Source organism: Tenacibaculum sp. Cn5-46 (assembly GCF_022347705.1).
Lineage (GTDB): Bacteria > Bacteroidota > Bacteroidia > Flavobacteriales > Flavobacteriaceae > Polaribacter > Polaribacter aiptasiae.
Genome location: NZ_JAKRGD010000002.1, coordinates 88092 through 112457, shown reverse-complemented (window position 1 = coordinate 112457; position 24366 = coordinate 88092). Strand labels below are relative to the sequence as shown.

25 protein-coding genes are annotated in these 24366 nt (G+C 29.3%); 13 read left to right on the top strand and 12 right to left on the bottom strand.

What is annotated here, in order from left to right; genetic code table 11:
- Nucleotides 1-6: 6 nt before the first annotated feature.
- Nucleotides 7-798, bottom strand: coding sequence for an aldose 1-epimerase (locus tag MHN29_RS04495; protein WP_235274513.1), 792 nt, complete (start codon nt 796-798; stop codon nt 7-9).
- Nucleotides 799-915: 117 nt separating this feature from the next.
- Here MHN29_RS04495 and recA point away from each other — a divergent pair, with 117 nt between their 5' ends.
- The 4 genes from recA to MHN29_RS04475 all read left to right on the top strand — a co-directional run bounded on the left by recA (nt 916) and on the right by MHN29_RS04475 (nt 5166).
- Complete coding sequence (recA, locus tag MHN29_RS04490) at nt 916-1923, top strand: recombinase RecA (protein WP_150898049.1); 1008 nt, start codon at nt 916-918, stop codon at nt 1921-1923.
- A 128-nt stretch (nt 1924-2051) separates the two neighbouring features.
- Entirely contained in the window at nt 2052-2912 is an 861-nt protein-coding gene (locus tag MHN29_RS04485) for a GyrI-like domain-containing protein (protein WP_235274514.1), read from the top strand.
- Nucleotides 2913-2941: 29 nt separating this feature from the next.
- Entirely contained in the window at nt 2942-4624 is a 1683-nt protein-coding gene (locus MHN29_RS04480; RefSeq protein WP_235274515.1) for an amidohydrolase, read from the top strand.
- A 2-nt stretch (nt 4625-4626) separates the two neighbouring features.
- Entirely contained in the window at nt 4627-5166 is a 540-nt protein-coding gene (locus MHN29_RS04475; protein ID WP_235274516.1) for a GNAT family N-acetyltransferase, read from the top strand.
- Here MHN29_RS04475 and dut read toward each other — a convergent pair.
- Complete coding sequence (dut, locus tag MHN29_RS04470) at nt 5163-5594, bottom strand: dUTP diphosphatase (protein ID WP_150898045.1); 432 nt, start codon at nt 5592-5594, stop codon at nt 5163-5165. The genes MHN29_RS04475 and dut overlap by 4 nt on opposite strands.
- Before the next feature lie 98 nt (nt 5595-5692).
- On the opposite strand from dut, the gene MHN29_RS04465 reads away from it, so the two are divergent.
- The 3 genes from MHN29_RS04465 to MHN29_RS04455 all read left to right on the top strand — a co-directional run bounded on the left by MHN29_RS04465 (nt 5693) and on the right by MHN29_RS04455 (nt 8852).
- Complete coding sequence (locus MHN29_RS04465; protein WP_235274517.1) at nt 5693-6688, top strand: NAD(P)H-dependent glycerol-3-phosphate dehydrogenase; 996 nt, start codon at nt 5693-5695, stop codon at nt 6686-6688.
- Nucleotides 6689-6914: 226 nt separating this feature from the next.
- Nucleotides 6915-7574 (top strand): hypothetical protein, encoded by a 660-nt coding sequence (locus MHN29_RS04460; RefSeq protein WP_150898041.1) that lies wholly within the window; start codon nt 6915-6917, stop codon nt 7572-7574.
- 9 nt (nt 7575-7583) lie between these two features.
- Nucleotides 7584-8852, top strand: a complete 1269-nt coding sequence (locus MHN29_RS04455; RefSeq protein ID WP_235274518.1) for an MFS transporter — start codon at nt 7584-7586, stop codon at nt 8850-8852.
- Between the two features lie 81 nt (nt 8853-8933).
- Here MHN29_RS04455 and MHN29_RS04450 read toward each other — a convergent pair whose 3' ends face one another.
- The 8 genes from MHN29_RS04450 to MHN29_RS04415 form a co-directional block, all read right to left on the bottom strand.
- Nucleotides 8934-9437 carry a hypothetical protein gene (locus MHN29_RS04450; protein ID WP_235274519.1) on the bottom strand — a complete coding sequence of 168 codons (504 nt, stop codon included), beginning with the start codon at nt 9435-9437 and terminating at the stop codon, nt 8934-8936.
- A gap of 102 nt (nt 9438-9539) precedes the next feature.
- Nucleotides 9540-11186 carry a glycerol-3-phosphate dehydrogenase/oxidase gene (locus MHN29_RS04445; protein ID WP_235274520.1) on the bottom strand — a complete coding sequence of 549 codons (1647 nt, stop codon included), beginning with the start codon at nt 11184-11186 and terminating at the stop codon, nt 9540-9542.
- Nucleotides 11187-11301: 115 nt separating this feature from the next.
- The gene (locus MHN29_RS04440) at nt 11302-11736 is read right to left on the bottom strand and encodes a YHS domain-containing (seleno)protein (protein WP_235274521.1); all 435 of its coding nucleotides are present in this window, start codon (nt 11734-11736) and stop codon (nt 11302-11304) included.
- 6 nt (nt 11737-11742) lie between these two features.
- On the bottom strand, nt 11743-12195 hold the full coding sequence (locus MHN29_RS04435; protein ID WP_235274522.1) for a YHS domain-containing (seleno)protein: 453 nt from the start codon (nt 12193-12195) through the stop codon (nt 11743-11745).
- Nucleotides 12196-12244: 49 nt separating this feature from the next.
- Nucleotides 12245-13441: an alanine racemase gene (locus MHN29_RS04430; RefSeq protein ID WP_235274523.1), complete on the bottom strand. Its 1197-nt coding sequence runs from the start codon at nt 13439-13441 to the stop codon at nt 12245-12247.
- Entirely contained in the window at nt 13442-14728 is a 1287-nt protein-coding gene (locus tag MHN29_RS04425; protein ID WP_235274524.1) for a D-arabinono-1,4-lactone oxidase, read from the bottom strand. It lies immediately after the preceding gene.
- Nucleotide 14729: 1 nt separating this feature from the next.
- A complete protein-coding gene (locus MHN29_RS04420; RefSeq protein WP_235274525.1) occupies nt 14730-15341 on the bottom strand; it encodes a TetR/AcrR family transcriptional regulator in 612 nt (203 codons plus the stop codon).
- Between the two features lie 61 nt (nt 15342-15402).
- Nucleotides 15403-16377 carry an acyl transferase gene (locus MHN29_RS04415; protein ID WP_235274526.1) on the bottom strand — a complete coding sequence of 325 codons (975 nt, stop codon included), beginning with the start codon at nt 16375-16377 and terminating at the stop codon, nt 15403-15405.
- A gap of 180 nt (nt 16378-16557) precedes the next feature.
- Between MHN29_RS04415 and MHN29_RS04410 the strand changes: the two genes are divergently transcribed.
- The 4 genes from MHN29_RS04410 to MHN29_RS04395 are packed head-to-tail and all read left to right on the top strand — an operon-like array spanning nt 16558 to nt 19557.
- The gene (locus MHN29_RS04410; protein ID WP_235274527.1) at nt 16558-17253 is read left to right on the top strand and encodes a hypothetical protein; all 696 of its coding nucleotides are present in this window, start codon (nt 16558-16560) and stop codon (nt 17251-17253) included.
- A 16-nt stretch (nt 17254-17269) separates the two neighbouring features.
- Nucleotides 17270-17821, top strand: a complete 552-nt coding sequence (locus MHN29_RS04405) for a sigma-70 family RNA polymerase sigma factor (protein WP_317208017.1) — start codon at nt 17270-17272, stop codon at nt 17819-17821.
- Complete coding sequence (locus tag MHN29_RS04400; protein ID WP_235274528.1) at nt 17822-19150, top strand: PorT family protein; 1329 nt, start codon at nt 17822-17824, stop codon at nt 19148-19150. It begins immediately after the preceding gene.
- 11 nt (nt 19151-19161) lie between these two features.
- Nucleotides 19162-19557 carry a hypothetical protein gene (locus tag MHN29_RS04395; RefSeq protein WP_235274529.1) on the top strand — a complete coding sequence of 132 codons (396 nt, stop codon included), beginning with the start codon at nt 19162-19164 and terminating at the stop codon, nt 19555-19557.
- A 23-nt stretch (nt 19558-19580) separates the two neighbouring features.
- On the opposite strand, the gene MHN29_RS04390 is transcribed toward MHN29_RS04395, so the two are convergent.
- On the bottom strand, nt 19581-20621 hold the full coding sequence (locus MHN29_RS04390; protein WP_235274530.1) for an isoaspartyl peptidase/L-asparaginase family protein: 1041 nt from the start codon (nt 20619-20621) through the stop codon (nt 19581-19583).
- 113 nt (nt 20622-20734) lie between these two features.
- Here MHN29_RS04390 and MHN29_RS04385 point away from each other — a divergent pair, with 113 nt between their 5' ends.
- Complete coding sequence (locus tag MHN29_RS04385; protein WP_235274531.1) at nt 20735-22276, top strand: aldehyde dehydrogenase family protein; 1542 nt, start codon at nt 20735-20737, stop codon at nt 22274-22276.
- Nucleotides 22277-22355: 79 nt separating this feature from the next.
- On the opposite strand, the gene MHN29_RS04380 is transcribed toward MHN29_RS04385, so the two are convergent.
- Nucleotides 22356-22739, bottom strand: coding sequence for an ankyrin repeat domain-containing protein (locus MHN29_RS04380; protein WP_235274532.1), 384 nt, complete (start codon nt 22737-22739; stop codon nt 22356-22358).
- Between the two features lie 242 nt (nt 22740-22981).
- On the opposite strand from MHN29_RS04380, the gene MHN29_RS04375 reads away from it, so the two are divergent.
- On the top strand, nt 22982-24355 hold the full coding sequence (locus tag MHN29_RS04375) for a DUF1800 family protein (RefSeq protein WP_235274533.1): 1374 nt from the start codon (nt 22982-22984) through the stop codon (nt 24353-24355).
- Nucleotides 24356-24366 lie beyond the last annotated feature (11 nt).

Genomic DNA, 24366 nt, shown 5'->3' with positions numbered 1-24366 from the left:
AGTATTTTATAAAGCACTAATGGTTACAGAAAATAGATCTTTACCAGTGCTTATTCTCATATTTTTTTCTGAATATTTTTGAGTTGTTAACAATGGATAATGGCTTATAGGTTCAATACAAACCATATTGTTAACCTCGGTCCATAACATAAAATTGTTAAAGTTTTCAGTAGTAATTTTTACACTAGGTGTATTGTTTTTAACTAAAAAAATTTCGTTGGTATTTAAAACTTTATAAGCAGCAGAACCAACATCTAAAATAGTTTTTAAACTAATTTCTTCTTCTTTAGTTTTTATAATTTCATTTCCAGAACCAGAAAGTTTAAAACTAGGATGATAGCCAATCATAAAAGGCATTCCTTTATCGCTTATAATTTCAAAATCAATATGTAAAGAAGAATTTGATAGTGAAATTATTTTTCTAAACACAAAATCATAAGGCCAAAACAAATATTCTTGAGTAGATTTTTTAGGAAATTTTGAATTTTTTATTTGAGTATTTTTCTCATATTTTTTTTCAAAAATAGCTTTAGTATCATCATTAGAAACTAATTCATATTCAAGTTCTCTTAATAGTCCGTGTTGGTCTTGTTTACCAAAACCTTGTATTGTTTCAATAGTATAATTGTTAAGTTTTGTGGGACCAATAACAGGGAACATTTCAATGTCAGAAGCATTCCATCCAGGAGCATCTTTAGAGTGAATAAGCTCTTCGTTATGAACAATAAAACTAACAAGTTCACCATTTGTAATGGTAGCAGAACTATGTACACTATTTAAAAAAATATTAGAACTCATTTTTTAAAATGATTAAGGAAAACAATATTACAAAATGTAGCATAAAAAAGATAGGAAAATAAGAGGAGTTTTTTATAACTTAGCGACTCTTATTTTATAAAATAATTAGCACGATTTATGGCAGCAGATAAAGAAAAAGAAGCAAAATTAAAAGCGCTTCAACTTACTTTAGATAAGTTAGATAAGACTTATGGTAAGGGAACGGTAATGAAGTTAGGTGATAGCCAGGTAGAAGATGTAGATGCAATATCATCAGGATCTTTAGGGTTAGATTTAGCTTTAGGAGTAGGAGGATATCCTCGTGGTAGAATTATAGAAATTTACGGACCAGAATCATCGGGTAAAACGACTTTAACAATCCATGCAATTGCAGAAGCGCAAAAAGCTGGAGGTATTGCAGCATTTATTGATGCAGAGCATGCTTTTGATCGTTTTTATGCAGAAAGTTTAGGAGTAGATGTTGATAATTTAATTATTTCACAACCAGATCATGGTGAACAAGCATTAGAAATTGCCGATAACTTAATTCGTTCTGGAGCAATTGATATTGTTGTAGTTGACTCGGTTGCAGCTTTAACACCTAAATCGGAAATTGAAGGTGAAATGGGAGATTCTAAAATGGGATTACATGCCCGTTTAATGTCTCAAGCGTTACGTAAATTAACAGGTACAATTAGCAAAACAAAATGTACAGTTATATTCATTAACCAATTACGTGAAAAAATTGGAGTAATGTTTGGAAATCCAGAAACAACAACTGGAGGTAACGCTTTAAAATTCTATGCTTCAGTTCGTTTAGATATTCGTCGTAGAACACAAATAAAAGATGGCGATAGAGTAATTGGTAATAGTACTAAAGTAAAAATTGTTAAAAATAAAGTAGCACCACCTTTCCAAATGACAGAGTTTGATATTATGTATGGAGAAGGAATATCAAAAGTAGGAGAGGTATTAGATATTGGTGTAGAATACGGTATTATAAAGAAAAGTGGTTCGTGGTTCAGTTATGGAGACACTAAGCTAGGTCAGGGTAGAGATGCAGTTAAAAATTTAATTAAAGACAACCCAGAATTAGCTGAAGAACTTGAAGGAAAAATTAAAGATGCTATTGAAAATCAAGAATAAGTTTTTAAATTAAAAGTTCAAACTACTACTAAGAAGCTGTTGAAATATTTCAACAGCTTTTTTTTGTATATTTTAAGTTGTCAATTTAAGACAAAACCTAAACTAAATCTTCCTTTTACATTTGTAGTATGGAAACAAAAGAATTCTATAAAAACCGATTGCAACAGGTAGTTTCCTATGTAAGAACCCAATACAATGAAAAGATTTTAATAGAAGAATTGGAAGAGCTATCTAATTTCTCGTACAGAAATCTTCAACGTATTTTCAAAGCATATTATAATGAAACTATAGGAGCTTATGTAACAAGATTAAAAATAGAAAATGGTGCTAAAATGTTGTTATTTACAAAAGATGAAATTAAGAAAATAGCAGAAAATGTAGGCTATTCGGACGTACAATCTTTTAGTAAATCTTTTAAAAAGCATTTTGGAATTACACCAGCTATTTATAGAAATAGAAGAGAAGAAATTCTTAAAAAAAATAGTAATAAAACAAATACAATTATGCCTTTTTATGAAGACAGAATTACTGTTTTAGAAACCAAAAAAGTAGTGTATAAAACGTATAAAGGAGATTATTATAGTAATAAGGTTGATGAAATTTGGGATCAGTTATTAGAAGAAGTTGAAAGCTATAAAGTTGAAATAGACGAGCTAGAATCTTTTGGAATAATTTGGGACGAACCTTTTATTTCAGAAAGTATAAACTATAATTACGATGCTTGTTTAGTAATTGATGATACTTTAAAAATACCAGATAAAAAATTTAAAGTAAAGAACATACCAAGTAAGAAATATGCTGTGTTTACACATATAGGAGATTATAAATCAATAAGTAAAACCTACGATAAAATATTTAGTAGTTGGTTATTTGCAACTGACAAAGAAATATCAGAAGATCCTTTTTTAGAATTTTATACAAAACACGAATCTCATACAGAGAATCCAAAAGAATACGAAACAGAAATTTATGTACCCTTAAAAGGTTGATTTTTAAAATCGACATTAAAATGAAGAAAATGAAATTATTAATCATATTTTTTAGCTTAATACTAACTTCAAATTCTTGTAGTAAAAAAGAAGATATAGCTGTAATAAAAGACAATTCTAGTACACAAAAAATGTATTATAACGGAAAAATATTTACAGTAAATGAAGCTAAACCATGGGCCGAAGCCTTAATTATTGAAAAAAATAAAATAGTTTTTATAGGTTCTAATTCTGAAGCAGAGCAAAAGATAGAAAAAGGAGCTGAAAAAATTAATTTACAAGGAAAGTTGGTATTACCAGGTTTTCATGATGTTCATATGCATCCAATGGAAGTAGGATCGACAACTACTGTTTTTACATTAAATGAAAGCGAAAGTGATGCAGAAAACTATATATCAACAATAAAAAAGGCAGCTCAAGATAATCCAAATGTAAAGTGGTTAATAGGTTTTGGACATTCAATAGGAGCATTATTTGATGCTCAAAGAAGCCCGTTAGAAATTATAGATGAAGCAGTTTCAGATAGACCAGTAATTATTATGGAACAAACATCGCATTCTATGTGGATCAATTCAAAAGGTTTAGAATTAGCAGGAATTACGGCAGCGAGCAAAAATCCGCAAGGCGGAATTATAATGAAAGACAACGGCGCTTTAAATGGAATTCTAATAGACAATGCTGGAGATGTAGCTTATCAGCAAGCATTAATTGCTTTAAAAGATGCAAATGGAGAATATGATGGAATGGTTTCTTATGTTTTACCAGAGCTAGCAAAACATGGAATAACATCAGTTTCTGACGCGAGAACTTATTGGAAAAGAGATCAGCACAAAACATGGAAAAATTTAGCAGATAATGGTAAACTAACAGCTCGTTTTAACTTAGGTTTATGGGCATATCCTACAGCTGATGATGCAAGTCAAATAGCATCACTAAAAACATTATTTGAAAGCAATGAAAACAGTTTATTAAAAATTAATCAAATTAAATTGTATTCAGATGGTATAACACATAATACAACAGCAGCTTTACACAGTAACTATAAAGAAGATTATTTTAATCTACCTACCAATAATGGATTGAATTATTTTACTGAAAATAGAATAGCAAAGTATATTCAGGAATTAGAATCGGTTGGTTTTGATTTTCATATACATGCTATTGGAGATAGGGGAGTTACAGAAGCTTTAAACGCTATTCAAAAAAGTGGATCAGATAAAGGAAGACATCGATTAACACATGTTGAAATGATTTCTCTATCAGATATGAACAGATTTAAACAATTAAACGTAACAGCAGATGCACAAGTAGCTGGAGATTTTACGCAACCACAAAATTGGCATCATAATAATCATTTGTTAGGAAGTGCGTTGGCTGATAATCAAGTTCCAATAAAATCATTAAAAGAAGCAGGAGCTAGGCTAACTTTAAGTAGCGATTGGAATGTGAGTTCATTAAACCCATTCATTGGACTTCAAAATGCAGTTACAAGATCTCCACAAAATATAAGTTTAGAAGAAGCAATTAAAGCGTATACAATTAATGGAGCCTATGTAATGAGGCAAGAAAATAAAGTAGGTTCATTGGAAGTAGGGAAGTTGGCAGACTTTGTAGTTTTAGATAGAGATATTTTTACAATTCCTACCTCTCAAATTAAACAAACAAAAGTTATTTTGACTATTTTTAACGGGAAAGAAATCTATAAAAAATAGCCTTGATAAACATATCAGAAAACATACAACTAAAAGAGATTTCGATTACAGATTCGGAGTCTCTTTTTACATTAATGAAAGAAGTTTATCCAGCTGCTTATAATCATTTTTGGAAGGATGATGGAAGTTGGTATTTAAACAGTCAGTATTCAAAAGAGAATATAAAAAAAGAACTTTTAGAAGAAAACACTGCGTATTATTTTGTGCTATTTAAAAATGAAATAATAGGTAATTTTAGAATTCTTTGGGATAAGAAGTTAGCTGGTTTTGAAGATCAAAGAAGTGTAAAATTGCATAGAATATATTTACATTCAAAAGTACAAGGGAATGGTATAGGAAAATCCTTATTAACTTGGTTAGAAAAAGAAGCAATAAAAAAACAATATGAACTTATTTGGCTAGATGCTATGGATGAAAAACCACAAGCGTTTAAGTTTTATAAAAAACTAGGATACCAATATCATTCACATTGTTTTTTAGATTTTGACTTGTTGTATGATAACGTTAGAAAAATGAGCCAACTTTACAAAGAGTTGAGTTAAACTCCAGTACTACCAAAACCACCAGCACCACGTTCAGTTTCGTCTAAAACCGTAACTTCTTGCCAGTTTACACGTTCGTGTTTAGCAATAACAAGTTGTGCAATACGTTCTCCATCGTTAACTATAAAATCTTCGTTAGATAAGTTTACTAAAATTACTCCAATTTCGCCTCTATAATCAGCATCAACAGTACCTGGAGCATTTAAAACAGTAATTCCTTTTTTGGCAGCGAGTCCGCTTCGCGGACGTACCTGTGCTTCATAACCCTGCGGCAAAGCTATAAATAAACCAGTTTTAATAATAGCTCTTTCTAATGGCTTTAAAGTTATAGCAGCATCAATATTGGCACGTAAGTCCATACCAGCCGAACCTTCAGTCTCGTAAGCAGGAGTTTGGTGTTTTGATTTGTTAATTATTTGTACGTTCATATTCTTCAATAAATTTTCAACCTTCAAATATAATACCCTTAAGTTATAGATAGTAGTTTATAGTTTTATTAATTTTGTCTTAGAAATAAAATACTACTATGAGTACACATCAAAAGATAGCAGTTTTAGGTGGAGGAAGTTGGGCTACGGCTATTGTAAAAATGTTATCAGAAAACCTAGATACTATTGGTTGGTATATGCGAAGTGTATATGCTATTGAACATATAAAACGTAATAAACATAATCCTAGTTATTTAAGTTCTGCAGAACTACATCCAGAGCAATTAGATTTGTCTGATGATATGAATTACATTGTAGAAAATTATGATGTTTTAATTTTTGCAATTCCATCAGCATTTCTAAAAACTGAACTAGAAAAATTGTCTGTTTCACTTGAAAATAAAATTATTTTTTCGGCAATAAAAGGAATCGTTCCAGAGTCGGGGTTAATAGTAGGTGAGCATTTCCATGATATTCATAATGTACCTTTTGAAAACATAGGAGTTATTACTGGTCCTTGTCATGCAGAAGAAGTTGCTATGGAACGATTATCATACTTAACCTTAGCTTGTCAGGACGAACAAAAAGCAAAAGATTTGAGTAAGTTTATCGCTGGACGTTACATAAAAACTAAAATATCTGACGATATTATTGGTACAGAATATGCTGCCATGCTAAAAAATATCTATGCAATAGCTGCAGGTATAGCACATGGTTTAGGTTATGGAGATAACTTCCAATCGGTATTAATGAGTAATGCGATTCGTGAAATGAAACGATTTATAAAAAAGGTTCATAAAATGAAACGTAATATTAATAATTCGGCCTATTTAGGAGATTTATTAGTTACAGGATATTCAGTTTTTAGTAGAAACAGAATGTTTGGAAATATGATTGGTAAAGGTTACACCGTAAAATCGGCTATGTTTGAAATGAGTATGGTTGCTGAAGGATACTATGCTACAAATAGTGCCTATAAAATTAATCAGAAAAACGGTGCAAGAACTCCTATTATCGACGCTGTCTATAATGTATTATATGACAAAAAAGAAGCGAAAGATGAGTTTTTAAAGTTAACAAATAGATTAGATTAGTTGTCTGCATTTGTACAAATAATCCTTCTTAATAAAAAGAAGTCTACTCACCAATCGCTTCTAGATTGAGTTGTGTGTAGGTTTTGTAACGAATTACAATAACGACAAATTTAATTTAAAATTCTGATTGACAAACTTTTTTGTAAAAATATATTCTTATTTAAATTAGAGAAATAATTTTACAGTTAGTTTAAAATTTTATAGATTCGTTTAAAATTAAACAATAATGAAAACGATACAAGAAGCTGTAGAAATTACAATTAGAAAGACACCGTTTATTGAAGAGGCTTTAAATGAGAAGCTTATCAATGTATCCTCTTTAGCTAGAGAAATTTTACCAGAAGTATCAAAGCTTTTAAAGAAAGAAGTAAAAGTTGGTGCAGTAATGATGGCTATTAACAGGCTATCACCTGCTAATGAATTAAGAGTGCGTAAAAATATTAAACGTTTAGCTCTTGATTTAGGCGATGTAATAGTACGTTCTGACTTATGCGATTTTACGTTTAAAAACACCACTTCATTATTAAAAGAGATTGCTAAAATATTAAGTAAATCGGCAGATAGTAACGACTATTTCTTAACAGTTTCTCAAGGAATATTTGAAACAAATATTGTTACGAGTAAAAATTTACAGCCTTATGTTGAAGAAATTTTTAAACGTGAAACGTTAATTAATAATGTTAATGATTTAGCTTCAATCACAATAAAATTACCAAAAGATAACTTAGAGCAATCAGGAGTTTACTATTTTATTTTAAAGCAGTTTGCTTGGGCAAACATAGCGGTACAAGAGGTAATATCTACAACTCATGAAATGACAATTGTTGTTAAAGAACAAGATATCAACGAAACTTTTGCCATTTTAATGGATTTAAAACTGAACTAAAACAAAAGAATGGATAAAAAAGACCCCTACGCATCACTAAGAATTAAGGAATTTAATATTTTTCTTTTAGTACGTTTTGCTTTGGTATTTGCATGGTCTATGCAATTTATTATTATCGAATGGCAAGTATATTCAATAACAAAAGATCCTTGGAGTTTAGGTTTAATTGGAGCTTTTGAATTTTTACCTGCATTTTCTATGGCATTATTTGCCGGTCATATAGTAGATCAAAAAGAAAAGAGGAATTTATTGGCACTTTGTATTGGAGCTTTTTCATTAATAAGTTTAGGATTATACTTTTTAACACTACCTAGTTTTGTAGAGGGATGGGAAACTAATACTGTATTATATGCTATTTACGGATTGGTATTTTTTGGTGGATTTTTACGTTCGTTTTTCGGACCTACCATTTTTTCGCTAATAGCATTAATTGTACCTAAAAAATTGTATCCAAATGCAGCTACTTGGAGTAGCTCTACATGGCAAATAGCCTCAGTTTTAGGACCTGCTTTTGCAGGTTATACTATTTATTTAATGGGAGTAAATCTTTCATTATGTATTGTATTTGGTTTGGTATTGTTTTCTCTTTTAATGGTTTTTTTCATCAAAAGAAAACCAATTATGAATCCTAAAAAAGGAGAAAGAATTTCCAAGAGTCTTAAAGAAGGAATATCCTTTGTATTTAAAACAAAAGCTATTTTAGGAGCTATCACGTTAGATATGATTTCCGTGTTATTTGGAGGAGCTATTGCATTATTACCAGTATTTGCTCAAGACATTTTACAAGTTGGAGCAAAAGGTTTTGGAGTTTTAAGAGCTGCACCTGCTATTGGAGCGTTTTTAACGATGTTAATTACCGCGTATATACCAATTAGTAAAAATGCTGGAATGAAACTATTAGCAGCTATTTTTGGTTTTGGAGTGTGTATTATTGTATTTGGACTTTCTTCAATTTTTTGGGTGTCCTTATTAGCTCTATTTTTTAGCGGTGTTACCGATGGAATTTCAATGGTTATTAGACAAACCATTTTACAATTAAAAACTCCAGATCATATGCGAGGTAGAGTTGCTTCAGTAAATTCTATGTTTGTAGGGTCTTCAAATGAGTTAGGAGCGCTTGAGAGCGGTTTAACTGCTAAATTAATGGGTACGGTTACTGCAGTTGTTTTTGGTGGAACTATGACCTTAATTACGGTAATTACAACAGGTGTTTTAAATCCAACATTACGAAAATTAGATTTGACAAAGGATTTAGAAGCACATGAGAAAATAGAATAGTACTATTATAAATTTCACTTTAAAAATAAACCCCGTAAAAGAATTCTCTTACGGGGTTTTATATTATATAACTGGTCTGTTTTAAGACATATCCATGTAACTAATTTTAGTAATGGTATTAGCAGCTTGGTCAAATTCTATATTAATAAAAGCATCACAATCTTCACATTCAGTAAATAAAATACTTTTAGAGCCATTTCTACCTACGCTAAATACAATTTTACCTAATTTACTAATGTTATCTCCAATTGTAACAGTAGCTCCTTTAACTGTAATAGAAGCAGCATTACTATTTATTTCAAAAGATTCAACAAATGGCTTACTTCCCATAGTAGAAAAATCTACTTTTAAACCGTTAAATGTGAAATAATAATAAGTTTCTGTTTCGTTCATACTATATGAAGCAGCAGGACCTAATAATTTCTCAACAGCAGATTGTTTACCTTTTGTTTTTTTTAAATCAGCTAAAGTTGTAGTATTTATTTTGATTCCATCAAATTCAGAGGAAGTGATAATATTACTAGTTTGACTTTTAGCAATAAGACTACTCAATAAAAATATAAATACAAATATTCTATGTTTCATTTTACTTTAATTATTAATTGTACAACAATCTTTTTCAGAAATTTTTTAGCCCGCCAAAGATATAATAAATGTTTTTCCTAACAATTAAATTATGTAAAGTGATTAGTTAAAGTTTACAGCTATTTCTATTTTTGAATCTAATTCTTTTAAATACTTCTGGTTTTCAGCATCTGACCAATTGTAGTAATTTGAAAATTCTTTTAAAATTTCATGTTTGTATGTATCAACACTAGGTTTATCAAAGAATAATCTACCAGTTCTACGCATAAAAAAGTCGGTTGGAGTACAAGTCATTTCATGTTGAATGGTAAACCAAGCCTCTGCTTTTAATAAACGAAGTAAGTAATCTTCATCTTTTAATTCGTTAAATTTATCAATAATTACATCGGTTTGTTTTCCGTAGTTATGAACTAAATAAGCAGCATCTGTTTTTGTAAAACCGTGATTTTTTAAATTTTTAGCTACTTGATCTATATATAAATTTACCGATTTGTAATTCTGAAAAGGACCACCTGATAGAATAATATCTTCAGTTTGAATTGGGTCAAATTCAACTTCAAAACGACGAATCATTTTCTTTGCAACCAAATCAACAATTCGTTCAGCCATTTTTCTATATCCAGTTAATTTACCTCCAGCTATAGATATTAATTTAGTATCAGAAACGAAAATTTCATCTTTCCTAGATAGTTCAGAAGCAGATTTTCCTTCCTCATGAATTAAAGGACGTAAACCAGCCCATGAAGATTGAATATCATCAATAGTTAAGTTGACTTCAGGAAACATATTATTCACAGCCTCTATTAAATACATGGCATCAACAATACTTGTTTCTACAGTATTTTTATCTTGCTGAAAGTTGGTATCAGTAGTACCAAAATAAGTTACTTTTCCTCGAGGAATAGCAAACATCATTCGTCCATCAGGAATATCAAAATAAACTGATTGTTTTACTGGTAATTTTTCATGAGAAACCACCAAATGTACTCCTTTTGTCAAATGTAGTCGTTTACCAATTTTAGAATTGTTTATTTGACGTAGTTCATCAACCCAAGGACCTGCTGCATTTACCACATATTTTGCTTTAATTTCATATGTTTCATTGGTAAATTCATCAGTTACTATAGCTCCAATAACTCGTTTGTTTTTATAAATAAACTCGTTTGCTTTGGTATAGTTAAGTATTTGAGCGTTGTATTGACTAGCAGTTTTTAATATTTCAATAGTTAAACGGGCATCATCAGTACGATATTCAGCATAATAACCAGCGCCATTTAATATATTTTCAGGTAATAAAGGTTCTTTTTGAAGCGTTTCTTTTTTATCAAGCATTTTACGTTTATCATCACCTTCAACAGAAGCTAAAACATCGTATACTTTTAAACCTATAGAAGTTAACCAAGAACCATAAGTTCCTCCATCAATTAATGGTAAAATCATTTTTTCAGGAATTACCAAATGTGGAGCTATTTTATGAACAATTGCTCGTTCTGTTCCCACTTCTTTTACCAACCAAAAATCAAATTGTTTTAAATATCGTAAACCACCATGAATTAGTTTTGTTGATTTACTTGAGGTACCCGAAGCAAAATCGTTTTTTTCTACTAGGGCAACTTTCATTCCTCTTGAAGCTGCATCTAAAGCAATTCCTGCTCCTGTAATACCCCCTCCAATAATTAAAATATCAAATTCGGTTTCTTGTATTTCTTTTTGAGTATTTGTTCGGTTAAAAAATGAAAATTTGTTCATAGAATATTTTTTGTTCCTAACAAAAATAAGAATAAAAAGAAGTAGATATCAATAAAAAAAGAGTTGAAAGATTAATTCAACTCTTTATAGTCGCCCCCGCAACACATAAACCATATTAGTGATTTATTTTTTTCCAATTTTTATCTGCGCTATTTTTTAACTCATTGGCTCCTTCTTTTTGCCAAAGTTCAAGTGTATTGGTTCCCCAAGAATTATAAAATAAGTATAGTTTACCATCTCTTATTTCAAAAGTCTTTGGATTAATACTTACTTTTTCTCCAGTTTTACCAATAGCATAAGCACAGTATCCACCGTATTGAGGTATATATTTTTTAGGATTTTGTTTGAATAAATTTAAATTTTCTTGAGAGGAAAATCGAAAAGAAACACCATCGTACTTTGTTGTAATTTTTTTATTTCCTTTTACTGCTTTATTAGAAAAATAAGCAACTACATCATAACCGTTGGCTACTGCTCCTTTTTTAGTATTGTATTCCTGAGCAACTAGTGCTGTTGATAGAAATACGAATAAAATCCATAATTTTTTCATAGATTATTATTTTTTATGCTTTAAAGTTTCCCAGTTTTTATCACCTCTCATTTGTCTCTTTTTTACATCACCTTCTTGCCAATCACCAAGTTTACTACCTATCCAAGAGCTGTAAAAAAGATATAGTTTACCATCACGTATTTCATATACTTCAGGATCGATATACATTTTTTTATTTTTCTCAGCTATGGCATAAGCACAGTAACCACCGTATTGAGGAATGTATTTTACTGGATTTTCTTTGAAAAGATTTAAGTTTTTTTCTGAAGAGAATTTAAATTTAGTACCATCATATGTAGTTTGAAATTTCTTTTTACCCTCTAAAGGTTTTCCATCTTCAAAATATGATACTACATCAAAACCTTCGGCTACGTAGCCTTTTTTTGTATTATAATCAGTCTTTTGAGCTATTAAAACAGTAGACACTGTAAGTAATAGAAATGTAAGAATTTGTTTCATCGTTTTTAAAATTTTTTAGATAGTCGATGAAAAAGATAGATAATTACAATTAATTATTTTTTAATAAGTACCAAGGGGTTAATATTTTTCCGTTTTTAATAGGAAGAATTTCACCAAATTGTAAAAAAACAAACTCACTTTGTTGAGGTTTTAAAAACACAAAATCATCAACATTTAAAGCTGTTTTTATGGGAGCGTTTATCATAGTTTGATTGGTTGATTTACCAAATAAGTTATTTTCTTTAATGCCTTCAGGATAATAATAATCTGCTTTCCAATAACCACCGTAAATAAAGTAAGATTGTTTGTTTATTGAATTAAGTATATTTAAAAACCATTTGTATTTTTCTATACCAGGAATAGTAGTGTTTTTAAACTTTTTTAAAACAGGAGTTGCAATAAATGCAGCAGCAGTAAAATCTTTTAAAGAAGGAATATCAAAAGTAGAAGGTTTTACTAGGCAAGAACCAATAGCTATGTCATTAATTGGAGATTTTTTTGTTTTATGTAAATTTAAAGTGGGACTTCCGGCACCGTTAAAAGTTAAATCTTCCTTCCATAAGGAAGAAAATTTTTGTTCAACTAATTGTTTGCATTGTTCATAAAAAGTATTGGCTTTTTGTAAAGCTTTTTTTTCTGATAAAATTATTTTAGGAAGTTTTACTACATGAGGATCATATCCCATAAAACCAGAAAATTCAACATAATCTTGATGCTCTTTTATCAGTTCTAGTCCTTCTTTTAAGGAGTCTATGGAGTTAAAACCACCTCGATGTAGTCCTACATCAATTTCAATATTTAAACGAATTTTTTGCTGAAGCTGTTTTGCCAGATTAATGTATTCTTGTATTCGTTTTTTTGTATCTACTAACCATTGAATTTGTGTAAAAGGATTAAATCCATGATGATGTTGAGGTAAGTTTTGATAGAAAAAATGAGCCGTTTTAATGGGCATTGGTTTACCTAATAATATATCTTTTTGATGATCTAATTCAGATGATAAGTGGGTTAAAAATGGTTGATGAAAAACCATCAGTTTATGAGTGTTTGTTTTTTGTAAAACATACTTAATTAAATCTAAAGAAGGTAAAGATTTTACAACAATTCTAAGTTCAGCATCAGACCTTAAATTGGATTGTAAAGTAGTTATATTTTTATCTAAAATATCCAAGTCTACCAATAAGCAAGGAACTGCTCTTTGATAGTTTTTTAATTCTTTGTTTAGATTGTTGAAATAAGCATCCATTTATATACCGAATAAAGTTTTAATGTATGGGTTTATAAATATGTTTTCAGGATCATGTTCTTTTCTTTTTTGTAAAAAAACATCAAATTTTGGATACATATTTATAACATCTTGAGTAGTAAAAGTGTTCATTTTTCCCCAATGAGGCCTTCCATTGTATGCTTTAAAAACCTCTTCTAAAGCAGCAAAATAGGCTTTGTACTCTTTTTTATTATACACATGGCAAGCTATATATGCCGAATCTCTACCATATGCTGGACTCATATAAACATCGTCTCCTTTTACCCATCGATTTTCAATAGGAAAATGAATATTGAATTTTTTGGAATTAACTATTTTTTGAATGTCTTTAAAGGCGTCTTTATATGCTTCTGAAGGAATGTTATATTCCATTTCATGAAATTTAACCAACCTTTGAGTTGCATACACTTTATGACTATAATATGTTTTTTTAACATTACTTATGCTGGCTGCTGTAATGTTTGCTACAGTTTTATTTTGTGAAGGAAATAGTTTTGCAAACTCACAAAAAACTTTAAAAACATAATTCTCTAAAACATATTCTGTCCAGTAATTGAAAAAATTAATTTTATCAGGCTCAGAATCTTCTACGATGTTAGATGTTTTAGTCCAAGCTGTATTTGTATAAGGAATCCAATAGAATTCGAAATTTCTATTTTGTGAATTTCTTTGATCTAAGCTGATTAAAACATCATTTAATTTTTCTTTTTTATTTTGAAGACTTAATTTATAAGCAGGAACACATTGTATAGTTATTTCAGTAAGAATACCTAAGCAACCCAAAGAAACTTGAGCGGCTTTAAATAACTCAACATTTTTGGTTTCAGAGCATTCAATAATTTCTCCTTTTCCATTTACAAACTTCAAAGAAACAACTTGATTGCTTATTGATTTTAAACCTACACCAGTTCCATGTGTCCCTGTGCTTATGGCTCCTGCTATGGATTGGACATTAATATCTCCCAAATTTTCCATAGCGAGTCCTTCTTTAAATAACAATTCTCCCAGTAACGATAATTTTGTTCCAGCTTTAACTGTTGCTAGATTCTTTTCTTTATTTATAGCTACTTTTCCTTGATATTTATCTAAACTTATTAAAACCTCATTTGTACTACATAGAGGAGTAAAAGAATGACCGGATCCAATAACACGTATTTTTTTATTATGCTGTATTGCTTTTAAAATCACATCTTGAATTTCTTCTTCTGAAGAAGGATATATTATTTCTGATGGATTCCATTCTACGTTTCTTGACCAGTTTTTCATACTAATTTTGGTTTGTTAATAGATTTATATAAGGTTGGATAACTTCATCGAATTTTTCCAATAAAAGCTCTTTACTGTTTTTTTCTAAAGTTGAATGATGGATTGCAAGACCTTCAATCATACTCATTAATTGTTGTGCTATTACAGAAGTAGAAAGTGTAATTGTTATTTCTTTTTTACTTATAGAAGTATGAATAATAGCCTCTATTTCTTTATGATATGCATTTAAAGTTTCAATAATTTTTGTTCGTACAGTTTCATCTTCTTCACTTTCTAACTGAAATAAAAAATACCGACGAATAGGGAAGGAAAGACCTTGACCAGATTTTTCAACAAAATCAATTAAATTAACAAAAAACAGGTACCTGTTTTTTATTCTATTAATCAAAGTTTCATGAAAATCTTCAATTAAAAGATCTTCATACAGCTTAAAAAAGTATTCATCTAAAGCCGCTAAGTATATAGCATGTTTACTTTTAAAGTGATGATAAATGGCTCCTTTAGAAGAATTGGTAGCAACAATAATGTCGTTTAAACTGGTTTTTTTATAACCTTTATTTAAAAATAAAGTAAAAGCAGTTGTAACTATTTTTTCTCTTCCTTGTTTGGCCATTATAAACTGTAATTTCCTCAAATATAGAGAAAAAAACAAAAACAGACCAATTGGTTTGTTTTTATAAAACCATTAAATTACAACCACGTATATCAGAATTATCGAATCGACCAATAATTTCAAAACTATGATCAGGATATACTTTTCCTAAATCTTGAGTAGCAATAAAAGAGCAAGAATTGTAGTTTGCTAAATCAATTACATTAATACCTCCTGAGGTTCCTTTTGGTAAAGTTGTAAGTGGATCTTCTGTATCTCTAGTTAAAATTTGCATCCATGGAGGGCAGTTGAATATACCATTACCTTTTGAGTATCCTTGACTTAATAGCTCTGTCATTCCATACTCTGAATGAATTTTTTCCACACCAAAACCTTTTCCTAAAATTTGATGCAATTCATTTCTAATAAGTTCTTTTCTTCTACCTTTCATCCCACCAGTTTCCATTATGATGGTATTGTTAAGTTCAAAATCGTATTGTTCAACCAAATCTAATAAAGCAAAAGAAACTCCAATTAATAGTATTTTATTACCCTTTTTATCTAGTTCTTTAAGTTTTTTAGCAAGTTCAGATAAATTATTGAGATAAAAACCACTTTCAGGCTGTTTTGATCGTTTAATTAAATCGTCGACCATATAAATCAAAGAAGAACCTTTTCGTTCTAAATAATTGGGCAATAAAGCTAAAACAGTATAATCTTCAATATTACCATAGAAATATTCAAAACCTTTTAAATAACTAGTTTCATACCATGATAAATCAGTAACCAAATGTTTACTAGTAATAGTTCCAGTAGTACCAGAGCTAGAAAAAGTTTCTTGAACTTCATCTATAGATGAAATTACTTTTCTAGTTTTAAAAAACTGAATAGGTAAAAAAGGAATTTGCTCAATTGTTTGTACATCAGAAGGATGTATGTATAATAAATCGCAAAAAGATCGATATACTTTATTGTTTTTAAACTGGTGTTTAAAAATACTTAAAGCTACATTGTTAAATTCTTCTCTGGATTGTATGTTGAAAACTTGATCTTTCATAAACTTTGACAAAAATAATAGTATTTAACGCAACCTTTTTAATTTTTCTTCATCTAGTAAGAAAAGAAGAACATTTTAATGAAGATTTTGATTTTAGAGAAAAACTATCAAATTAATATTTAATCCTTTAATCTCGCTCTAAATAAAGTTTTTTCTAACAAAAAAATAAATGAAAAGATTATGAAAAAAATTATTGTATTAGCATTGATGATAGTAGTATCTTCTTGTCAAGAAAACGAAGATATAATTATTGATTCAGAAAACTTATTGTTGGGAGTTTGGACAAATTCAGTTTTTAATTCAGATACTGAGACTACAACTTTTGAACGTGTTCATAAACTTCCAAACGAAAAATATGGTATTTCATTTCAAAAAAATGGAACTTTTGTAGAAAGAACATCGGGTTGGTGCGGAACACCTCCTGTTACATTTTTTAATACAGAAGGGGAGTTTTTATTGGAAAATAAAATAATTAAAGTAACATCTCAAGAGTTTCCAATAGATTTTCTCTGGGAAATTGTTTCATTGGATGAAAAAAAATTGGTTGTAAGAAGAACATTAACAGATCAAGAAAAAGACTATCAAAAATTAATGATTTTATTTTCTGAAATAGAGACTTTAGCTAGAAGTGTTTCTTGCACGGATAGTAACGATTGGAGTTTTATAGGTTATGGAGCAAAAGCCTGTGGCGGTTTTCAGGGGTATATAGCATATTCTAATAAAATAGATGTATCAACTTTTTTAGAAAAAGTAGCAGCATACACAAAAAAGGAAGATGAATACAATAAAAAATGGAACATTGTTTCGAATTGTAGTATTCCTTCAAAACCATCGGAAGTAAATTGTGTAAACGGATTTCCTGTGTTCAAATATTAATTATTTTTAATAAAATATTAAACGCATCAACCTAAAAGAGCTTATACAAAAGTGTTGCCAAAATGATATAAAGGCACAAGCGAAAATTTATCAGATTTTTGCTAAGAAATTGTTTGGTGTATGTTTAAAATATTCTAAGAATTATGAAGATGCAGAAGATACTTTACAAGATAGTTTCTTAATTATTTTTAAGAAAATAAATAAATATAATGGGAATGGATCTTTTGAAGGATGGATGAAACGAATTGTTATTAATGAAGCAATACAGAAGTATAGAAAAAAATCACCATTAAGGATTGTTAAAGAGGAGGTTATTGAAGATACTGAAGATGAAATAATGGTTAATGAAAGTTCTTTAAATGTTGATTTTTTATTGAGTATAATTCAGCAGTTACCTGATAGGTATAGACTAGTTTTTAATTTATATGTTTTAGATAATTTTTCACATAAAGAAATAGCAAAATTATTAGAAATATCAGAAGGAACATCAAAATCAAACTTATCTCGAGCAAGGAAGTTATTAAAACAACAAATAGAAAAACATTATCAAAAACAAAAGGAAGCATAGATGGATGATTATAAAGACATAGATCGATTGTTTCAAGAAAAGCTTGAAAATTTTGAGACTGCTCCTAGTCCAGAAATTTGGGAAGCTATTGAATCAAAACTTCAGAAGAAGAAGAAAAAACGGATTGTTCCTTTTTGGTGGTATAGCGGTATTGCAGGAGTTTTAATAATTGGAATGCTGTTTTTTTATAATAAAAATAAGAAAGAACCAATTAGAACATTTGATGAAGTTCCAGTAATTGTAGAAGAGAAAAAAGAAGAACAAAAAGAAATCAATTTTAAAGATATACCTCAAATAGATAAAGACACTATTCAAACAGAATTAGTGTATAAGGAAACTAATAATTTAGAGATTTTAGAAAACAAAAAAAGAAGAAGAAATAAAAAACAGCTCAAACCACTTAATGAAAATACTGTTATAGTATCAGCTAAAGAAAAAGTAAGTAAGGATAGTAAGAAAGGGTTATTGTCTGATGAAAAAATTGCTTTGAAAAAGATTTTTTCTGAAAAAGAAAATGAAGAATTAATAGCAAAAACAGATAGTGTATTTAAAAAAGAAAAGAAAAAAGATTTTTTAGCAGAAGTATCTAAATTAGATAGTATTAAAGAGGAAAAGGAAATTGGAAAAAAATGGTCTGTTACACCAACTATTGCAATTCTTAATTCAAATTCGTTTTCAAAAACATCTCCTTTAGACAAAAGTTTTTCTTCTAATACAAATGGAGATAATTCAGTTGCTTATGGTGTTAGAATTAATTATAAATTAAATAATAAATGGTCTTTACAAACAGGGTTTTTTAAGAGAAATTTAGATTTTTCGACCAATAACCTTTCTGTTGTATCTAATGTTTCTGGAAGTAATTTAAAAAATCTAAATTATAATACGGAAGTTTCTTTTATTCTTGTAAACAACAATGCATTATCAAATGATTCAGCTGTTTTGAACGAAGCAAATATAACTGCTAAAAATGTTAATTTAAAACAAACATTTGGCTATATAGAAATACCTATTGAAGTTAAATATACATTAATAGAAAAACAAAAAATTAATACCAAATTAGTATCAGGTTTTAGCACATTATTTTTAAATAATAATAGTATTTTATTAGAAACAAATAATGAAAGTAATAGTATTGGAAGAGCAACTAATTTAAACTCTATTAATTTTAGTGGGAATTTTGGGATTGATTTTAATTATTCATTAAACAGAAAATTAAACCTTAATATTACACCAATGTTTAAAGTGCAAATGAATACATTTTCTAATGAAGCAAATGGTTTTCAACCATATACTATAGGAATATACAGTGGACTATCATATAAATTTTAAAAACGAGAACAATGAAAAAACTAACTTTAATTATTTTCACTATAATACTAGCATCATGTAGTGTAGATGATCCAAATTATCAATTTAAATTACTTACAATCAAAGAAGCTACAGTACCACAAAGTTTTAAGTTTGGAGAAGTTGATACCGTAAAAGTAGTATACGATTTACCAAATTCATGTCATGAATTTCATAGTGTATACTATCAGTATCAAGATACAACGAGAATAATAGCTATTAGAGCTCTAGAGATTTTAGATGAAAATTGTGCACAAGCTACAATAGAGAAAGAATTAAAAATTCCTGTTAGAATATCTCAGAAGGAAGATTATTTATTTAAGTTTTGGAAAGGAAAAGGTAATAACGGAGAAGATATTTTTGAAGAAAAAGCAGTTCCAGTAAATTAAAAAAGAGGTTTTAAACCTCTTTTTTAATTTTTATAAATTTTAATTGTTAGTTGGCCTTTATCATCCATAGAGGCTCTATACATTCCAGCGGTATTAAATTCAAAAGACATATTTCCATTTTTATCTAAAGCAACAACTCCACCTGTACCACCAAGTTTAGTAAGTTTATTTTGAATTACATCTTTAGTAGCTTCTTTTAAAGATTTATTTTGATATTCCATTTGAGCAGAAATATCATAAGCAACCTGAGCTCTAATAAAATATTCTCCCCAACCAGTAGAGGAAACCCCACAAGTTTTATTATTAGCATAAGTACCAGAACCTATAATTGGAGAATCACCAATTCTATTCCAGCGTTTATTGGTCATACCACCAGTAGAAGTTCCTGCAGTAATATTACCTTTTTTATCAAGTGCAACACAACCTACAGTACCATATTTACTATCTTTAATCTCTGGGTCATAAAAAGCAGATTTGGTATCATGATCTAATGCTGTTTTTTCTTTTTCCTTTATTTTTTGAAGAGATTTAAATCTTTTTTCAGTAAAAAAGTAGTTAGGTTCTACAATTTCTAACCCTTGCTCTTTAGCAAATATTGAAGCACCTTTACCAGAAAGTAAAACATGATTCGAATTAGTCATTACTTTTCTAGCAGCAGAGATTGGGTTTTTTACATCTGTAACACCAGCAACAGCACCAGCATTTAAATTGTTCCCATTCATAATAGAAGCATCCATTTCATTTGTTTCATTATGTGTAAAAACAGCTCCTTTACCAGCATTAAAAAGAGGAGAGTTTTCCATTATATGGATTGTTTTTTCAACAGCATCTAAACTTGTTCCACCGTTTTTCAAAATGTTATGTCCCACTGTAATGGCTTCTTTTAGTTTAGCTTTATAGGCAGCTTCTTTTTCAGGAGTCATATTCTTTTTTAAAATAGTACCAGCCCCACCATGAATAATAATTGCAAATTCATTTGTTTTTTGAGGCTTAGAAGACTCTTTTGCGTTGGTACAACTAAGAATCAAAGAGCTTAAAGCAATAAGAAAAAATGTTTTTTTCATTTGTTTTTTGTTTAATATTAAACAGAAACTAAAGGTTTTGTTTGATTTATATAAATGTAAAATTATTTGTAGTTTTGACAAATAAATTTAAAACAACTAAAATTACAATAAAAATGGCAGATTTTGGTATCAAGGAAGCTTTAGCTCAATTAGGCTTAAAAGATATAAATGATGGAACGTCAACAGGTTCAGTAAATTTCTCAAATGGAGAAATTATTGAAAGTTACTCACCAGTTGATGGAAAGTTAATAGGAAAAGTAAAAGCTACTACTAGAGAAGATTACGATAAAGTAATGGATGCTGCAACATCAGCTTTTAAAACTTTTAGAGCAATGCCAGCTCCACAAAGAGGAGAAATTGTTCGTCAATTTGGAAATAAATTAAGAGAGTTAAAAGAGCCATTAGGTAAATTAGTTTCTTATGAGATGGGTAAATCTTATCAAGAAGGTTTAGGAGAAGTTCAAGAAATGATTGATATCTGTGATTTTGCGGTAGGATTATCACGTCAATTAAACGGACAAGTAATTCCATCGGAAAGACCAGGACACGTAATGAGAGAGCAATGGCACCCATTAGGAGTAGTTGGTATTATTTCTGCATTTAACTTCCCAGTTGCTGTTTGGTCATGGAATACAGCTTTAGCATGGATTTGTGGTAACGTATGCGTATGGAAAGGTTCTGAAAAAGCTCCTTTATGTTCAGTAGCATGTCAAAACATTATTGCTGAAGTATTAAAAGATAATAACTTACCAGAAGGAATTTCTTGTATTGTTAATGGAGATTACAAAGTAGGTGAGTACATTACTGAAGATACTCGTATTCCTTTAGTATCTGCAACAGGTTCTACTAGAATGGGACGTATTGTTGGAGCTAAGGTTGCTGAGCGTTTTGGTAAATCATTATTAGAGTTAGGAGGAAACAATGCAATTATTATTACTCCAACTGCCGACTTAAAAGTAGTAGTTCCAGGAGCAGTATTTGGAGCAGTAGGTACTTGTGGTCAACGTTGTACATCAACTCGTAGATTAATTATTCACGAATCTGTGTATGATAAAGTAAGAGATGCTATTGTTGGTGCTTACGGACAAATTAGAATTGGAAATCCATTAGATGAAAATAATCACGTTGGACCATTAATTGATAAAGATGCTGTGAATACTTATTTAGCTGCTATTGAAAAAGCAAAAGCTGAAGGAGGAAAAGTATTAGTAGAAGGAGGCGTTTTAGAAGGAGAAGGATACGAAAGTGGATGTTATGTTAAGCCAGCAATTATAGAGGCTGAAAACCACTTTGAAATCGTTCAACACGAAACATTTGCTCCAATCTTATATTTAATGAAGTATTCAGGAGATGTTGAAAACGCAATTGAATTACAAAACGGTGTAGCGCAAGGATTATCATCATCAATAATGACAAGTGAAATGAAAGAAGCTGAAAGATTCTTATCATTTGCTGGATCTGATTGTGGTATTGCTAATGTAAACATTGGTACTTCAGGAGCTGAGATTGGTGGAGCATTTGGAGGTGAAAAAGAAACTGGAGGAGGACGTGAGTCTGGTTCAGATTCTTGGAAAGTTTATATGAGAAGACAAACTAACACGGTTAATTATTCAGATGAATTACCGTTAGCTCAAGGAATTAAGTTCGATTTATAATAGATGTTTATCTATAAATAATTAAAAAAGTCACATCGATAAGATGTGACTTTTTGTTTTGAGATAGTTAGGTTTTTTATTATTTGTCCATTGCTTCTTTAATTATTTTATATGCTTCATGAGCTTTAGACATTTTAGCATATTGAAGAGCAGTGAAACTTCCTCTTTCCGATTTTGTATTTAATTTAGCTCCTTTGCTAATTAATAATTTAACAATTTCTACTTTATTATATCTAGCGGCAAACATTAATGGAGTTAATCCAGTAGATTTTCTATTAATATTTGTTCCATTTTCAATCATTGCTTTAACGGCTTCAAAATTTCCAGCTTTAATCAATTTACAAAAAGTACTAACATTAGGATACTCTATTGATGTTTTAAAAGTTGGCTTGTGTAAATCAGAAGCTGTAACGGTTCCAAAAGATACTACGATAGCGAATACGGTTAAGATTAATTTTTTCATGATGTTGAGTTTTTTAGATTAGGATTACGACTAATAGACGCCCATAGAAAAAAAACGTTTCACTAAAAATTAATAGTTAACATATATTTAATAATTGTTCTTAAAAAGCTCTTAAAATAAAAAATGAATTATAGTTAATGTATTGTTTTTTAAGTAGTTGTTTTTTTTTGTTTAAGAGAAGAAAAAATTTTTTTGAAAATTAATTTTTTAAACCTTTTGATAAAATAAGTGTCAAAATAAATATGGAAACAAGACAGATACAACATTTATATAATAGAATTGGTTTTGGAATTACTTCTGTAGAATTAGAAGAATATAAGAACAAATCCAAAAAAGAAATTATAAAAACTTTATTTGAAAAGTCTGAAAAAATTAGCCCTTTAGAAATAGATACTTCTTTTATTTCAAATCTTACGAGAGAAGATTTTAAAAATAAAAAGAAGCGAAAAGAGCTTATGAAAATGAGCAGAAAAAAGATTGTAGAACTTAATAAAGTTTGGTTAGATCGATTGTATTCACCAAAGGAATTGTTACGAGAAAAAATGACACTTTTTTGGGCTAACCACTTTGTTTGTGAAGATAAAAATGTGCTATTTGCTCAACAATATAACAATGCGTTACGAACTCATGCATTAGGCGATTTTAGAACCTTTGTTAAAGTAATTTCAAAAGAGCCTGCTATGTTAAAATACTTGAATAATAAACAGAATAAAAAGAAAAATCCAAATGAGAACTTTGCAAGAGAACTGATGGAGCTTTTTACTTTAGGACAAGGAAATTATACTGAAAAAGATATACAAGAAAGTGCAAGAGCATTTACTGGTTATAATCATAATTTTTTTGGTGAGTTTAGAATACGCAGACGTCAACATGATGAAGGAGAAAAAACATTTTTAGGACATACAGGAAATTTTGATGGAGACGATATCATAGATATTATTCTAAAACAGAAGGAGTGCGCGCAATTTATTTGCGAAAAAATCTATCGCTATTTTGTTAATGATAATCTTAATTATGAACATGTTAATAAAATGGTTTCGGTGTTTTATCCAAACTATAATATTGAAAAATTAATGTTTTTTGTTTTGAGTTCCGAATGGTTTTATGAAGAAGAAAATATTGGAACCAAAATAAAGTCACCAATTGAGTTTTTAGTAGGATTACATACAATAGTTCCATTCACTATTGAAAAAAACAAACACAGTTTGTTAATTCAGAAGTTATTAGGGCAAATTTTATTGAGACCGCCTAATGTAGCAGGGTGGAAGGGAGGAAAAACATGGATAGATAGTAATACCATAGTAACTCGATTAAGATTGCCATCTGTATTGTTAAACAACGCAGAAATAACGTATTCAGATAAAGGGGATTTAGAAGATGAGGTGAGAAGTTTTAGTGAGAAAAGATTAAGAAGAAGAACTTTTATAAAAGCAACACCAAATTGGACCTCTTTTGAAAATAATTTTCCAGCACAGTCAAATAAAGAATTAATTAAACACATTCTTATAAGTCCAATAAATAAAGGAACATTAGAAGTTTTAGAAAATAGTGAGTTAGTATCTACACAAGATTTTTGCGTGCAATTAATGTCGTTACCAGAATATCAATTATGTTAAAAAAGAGAAGA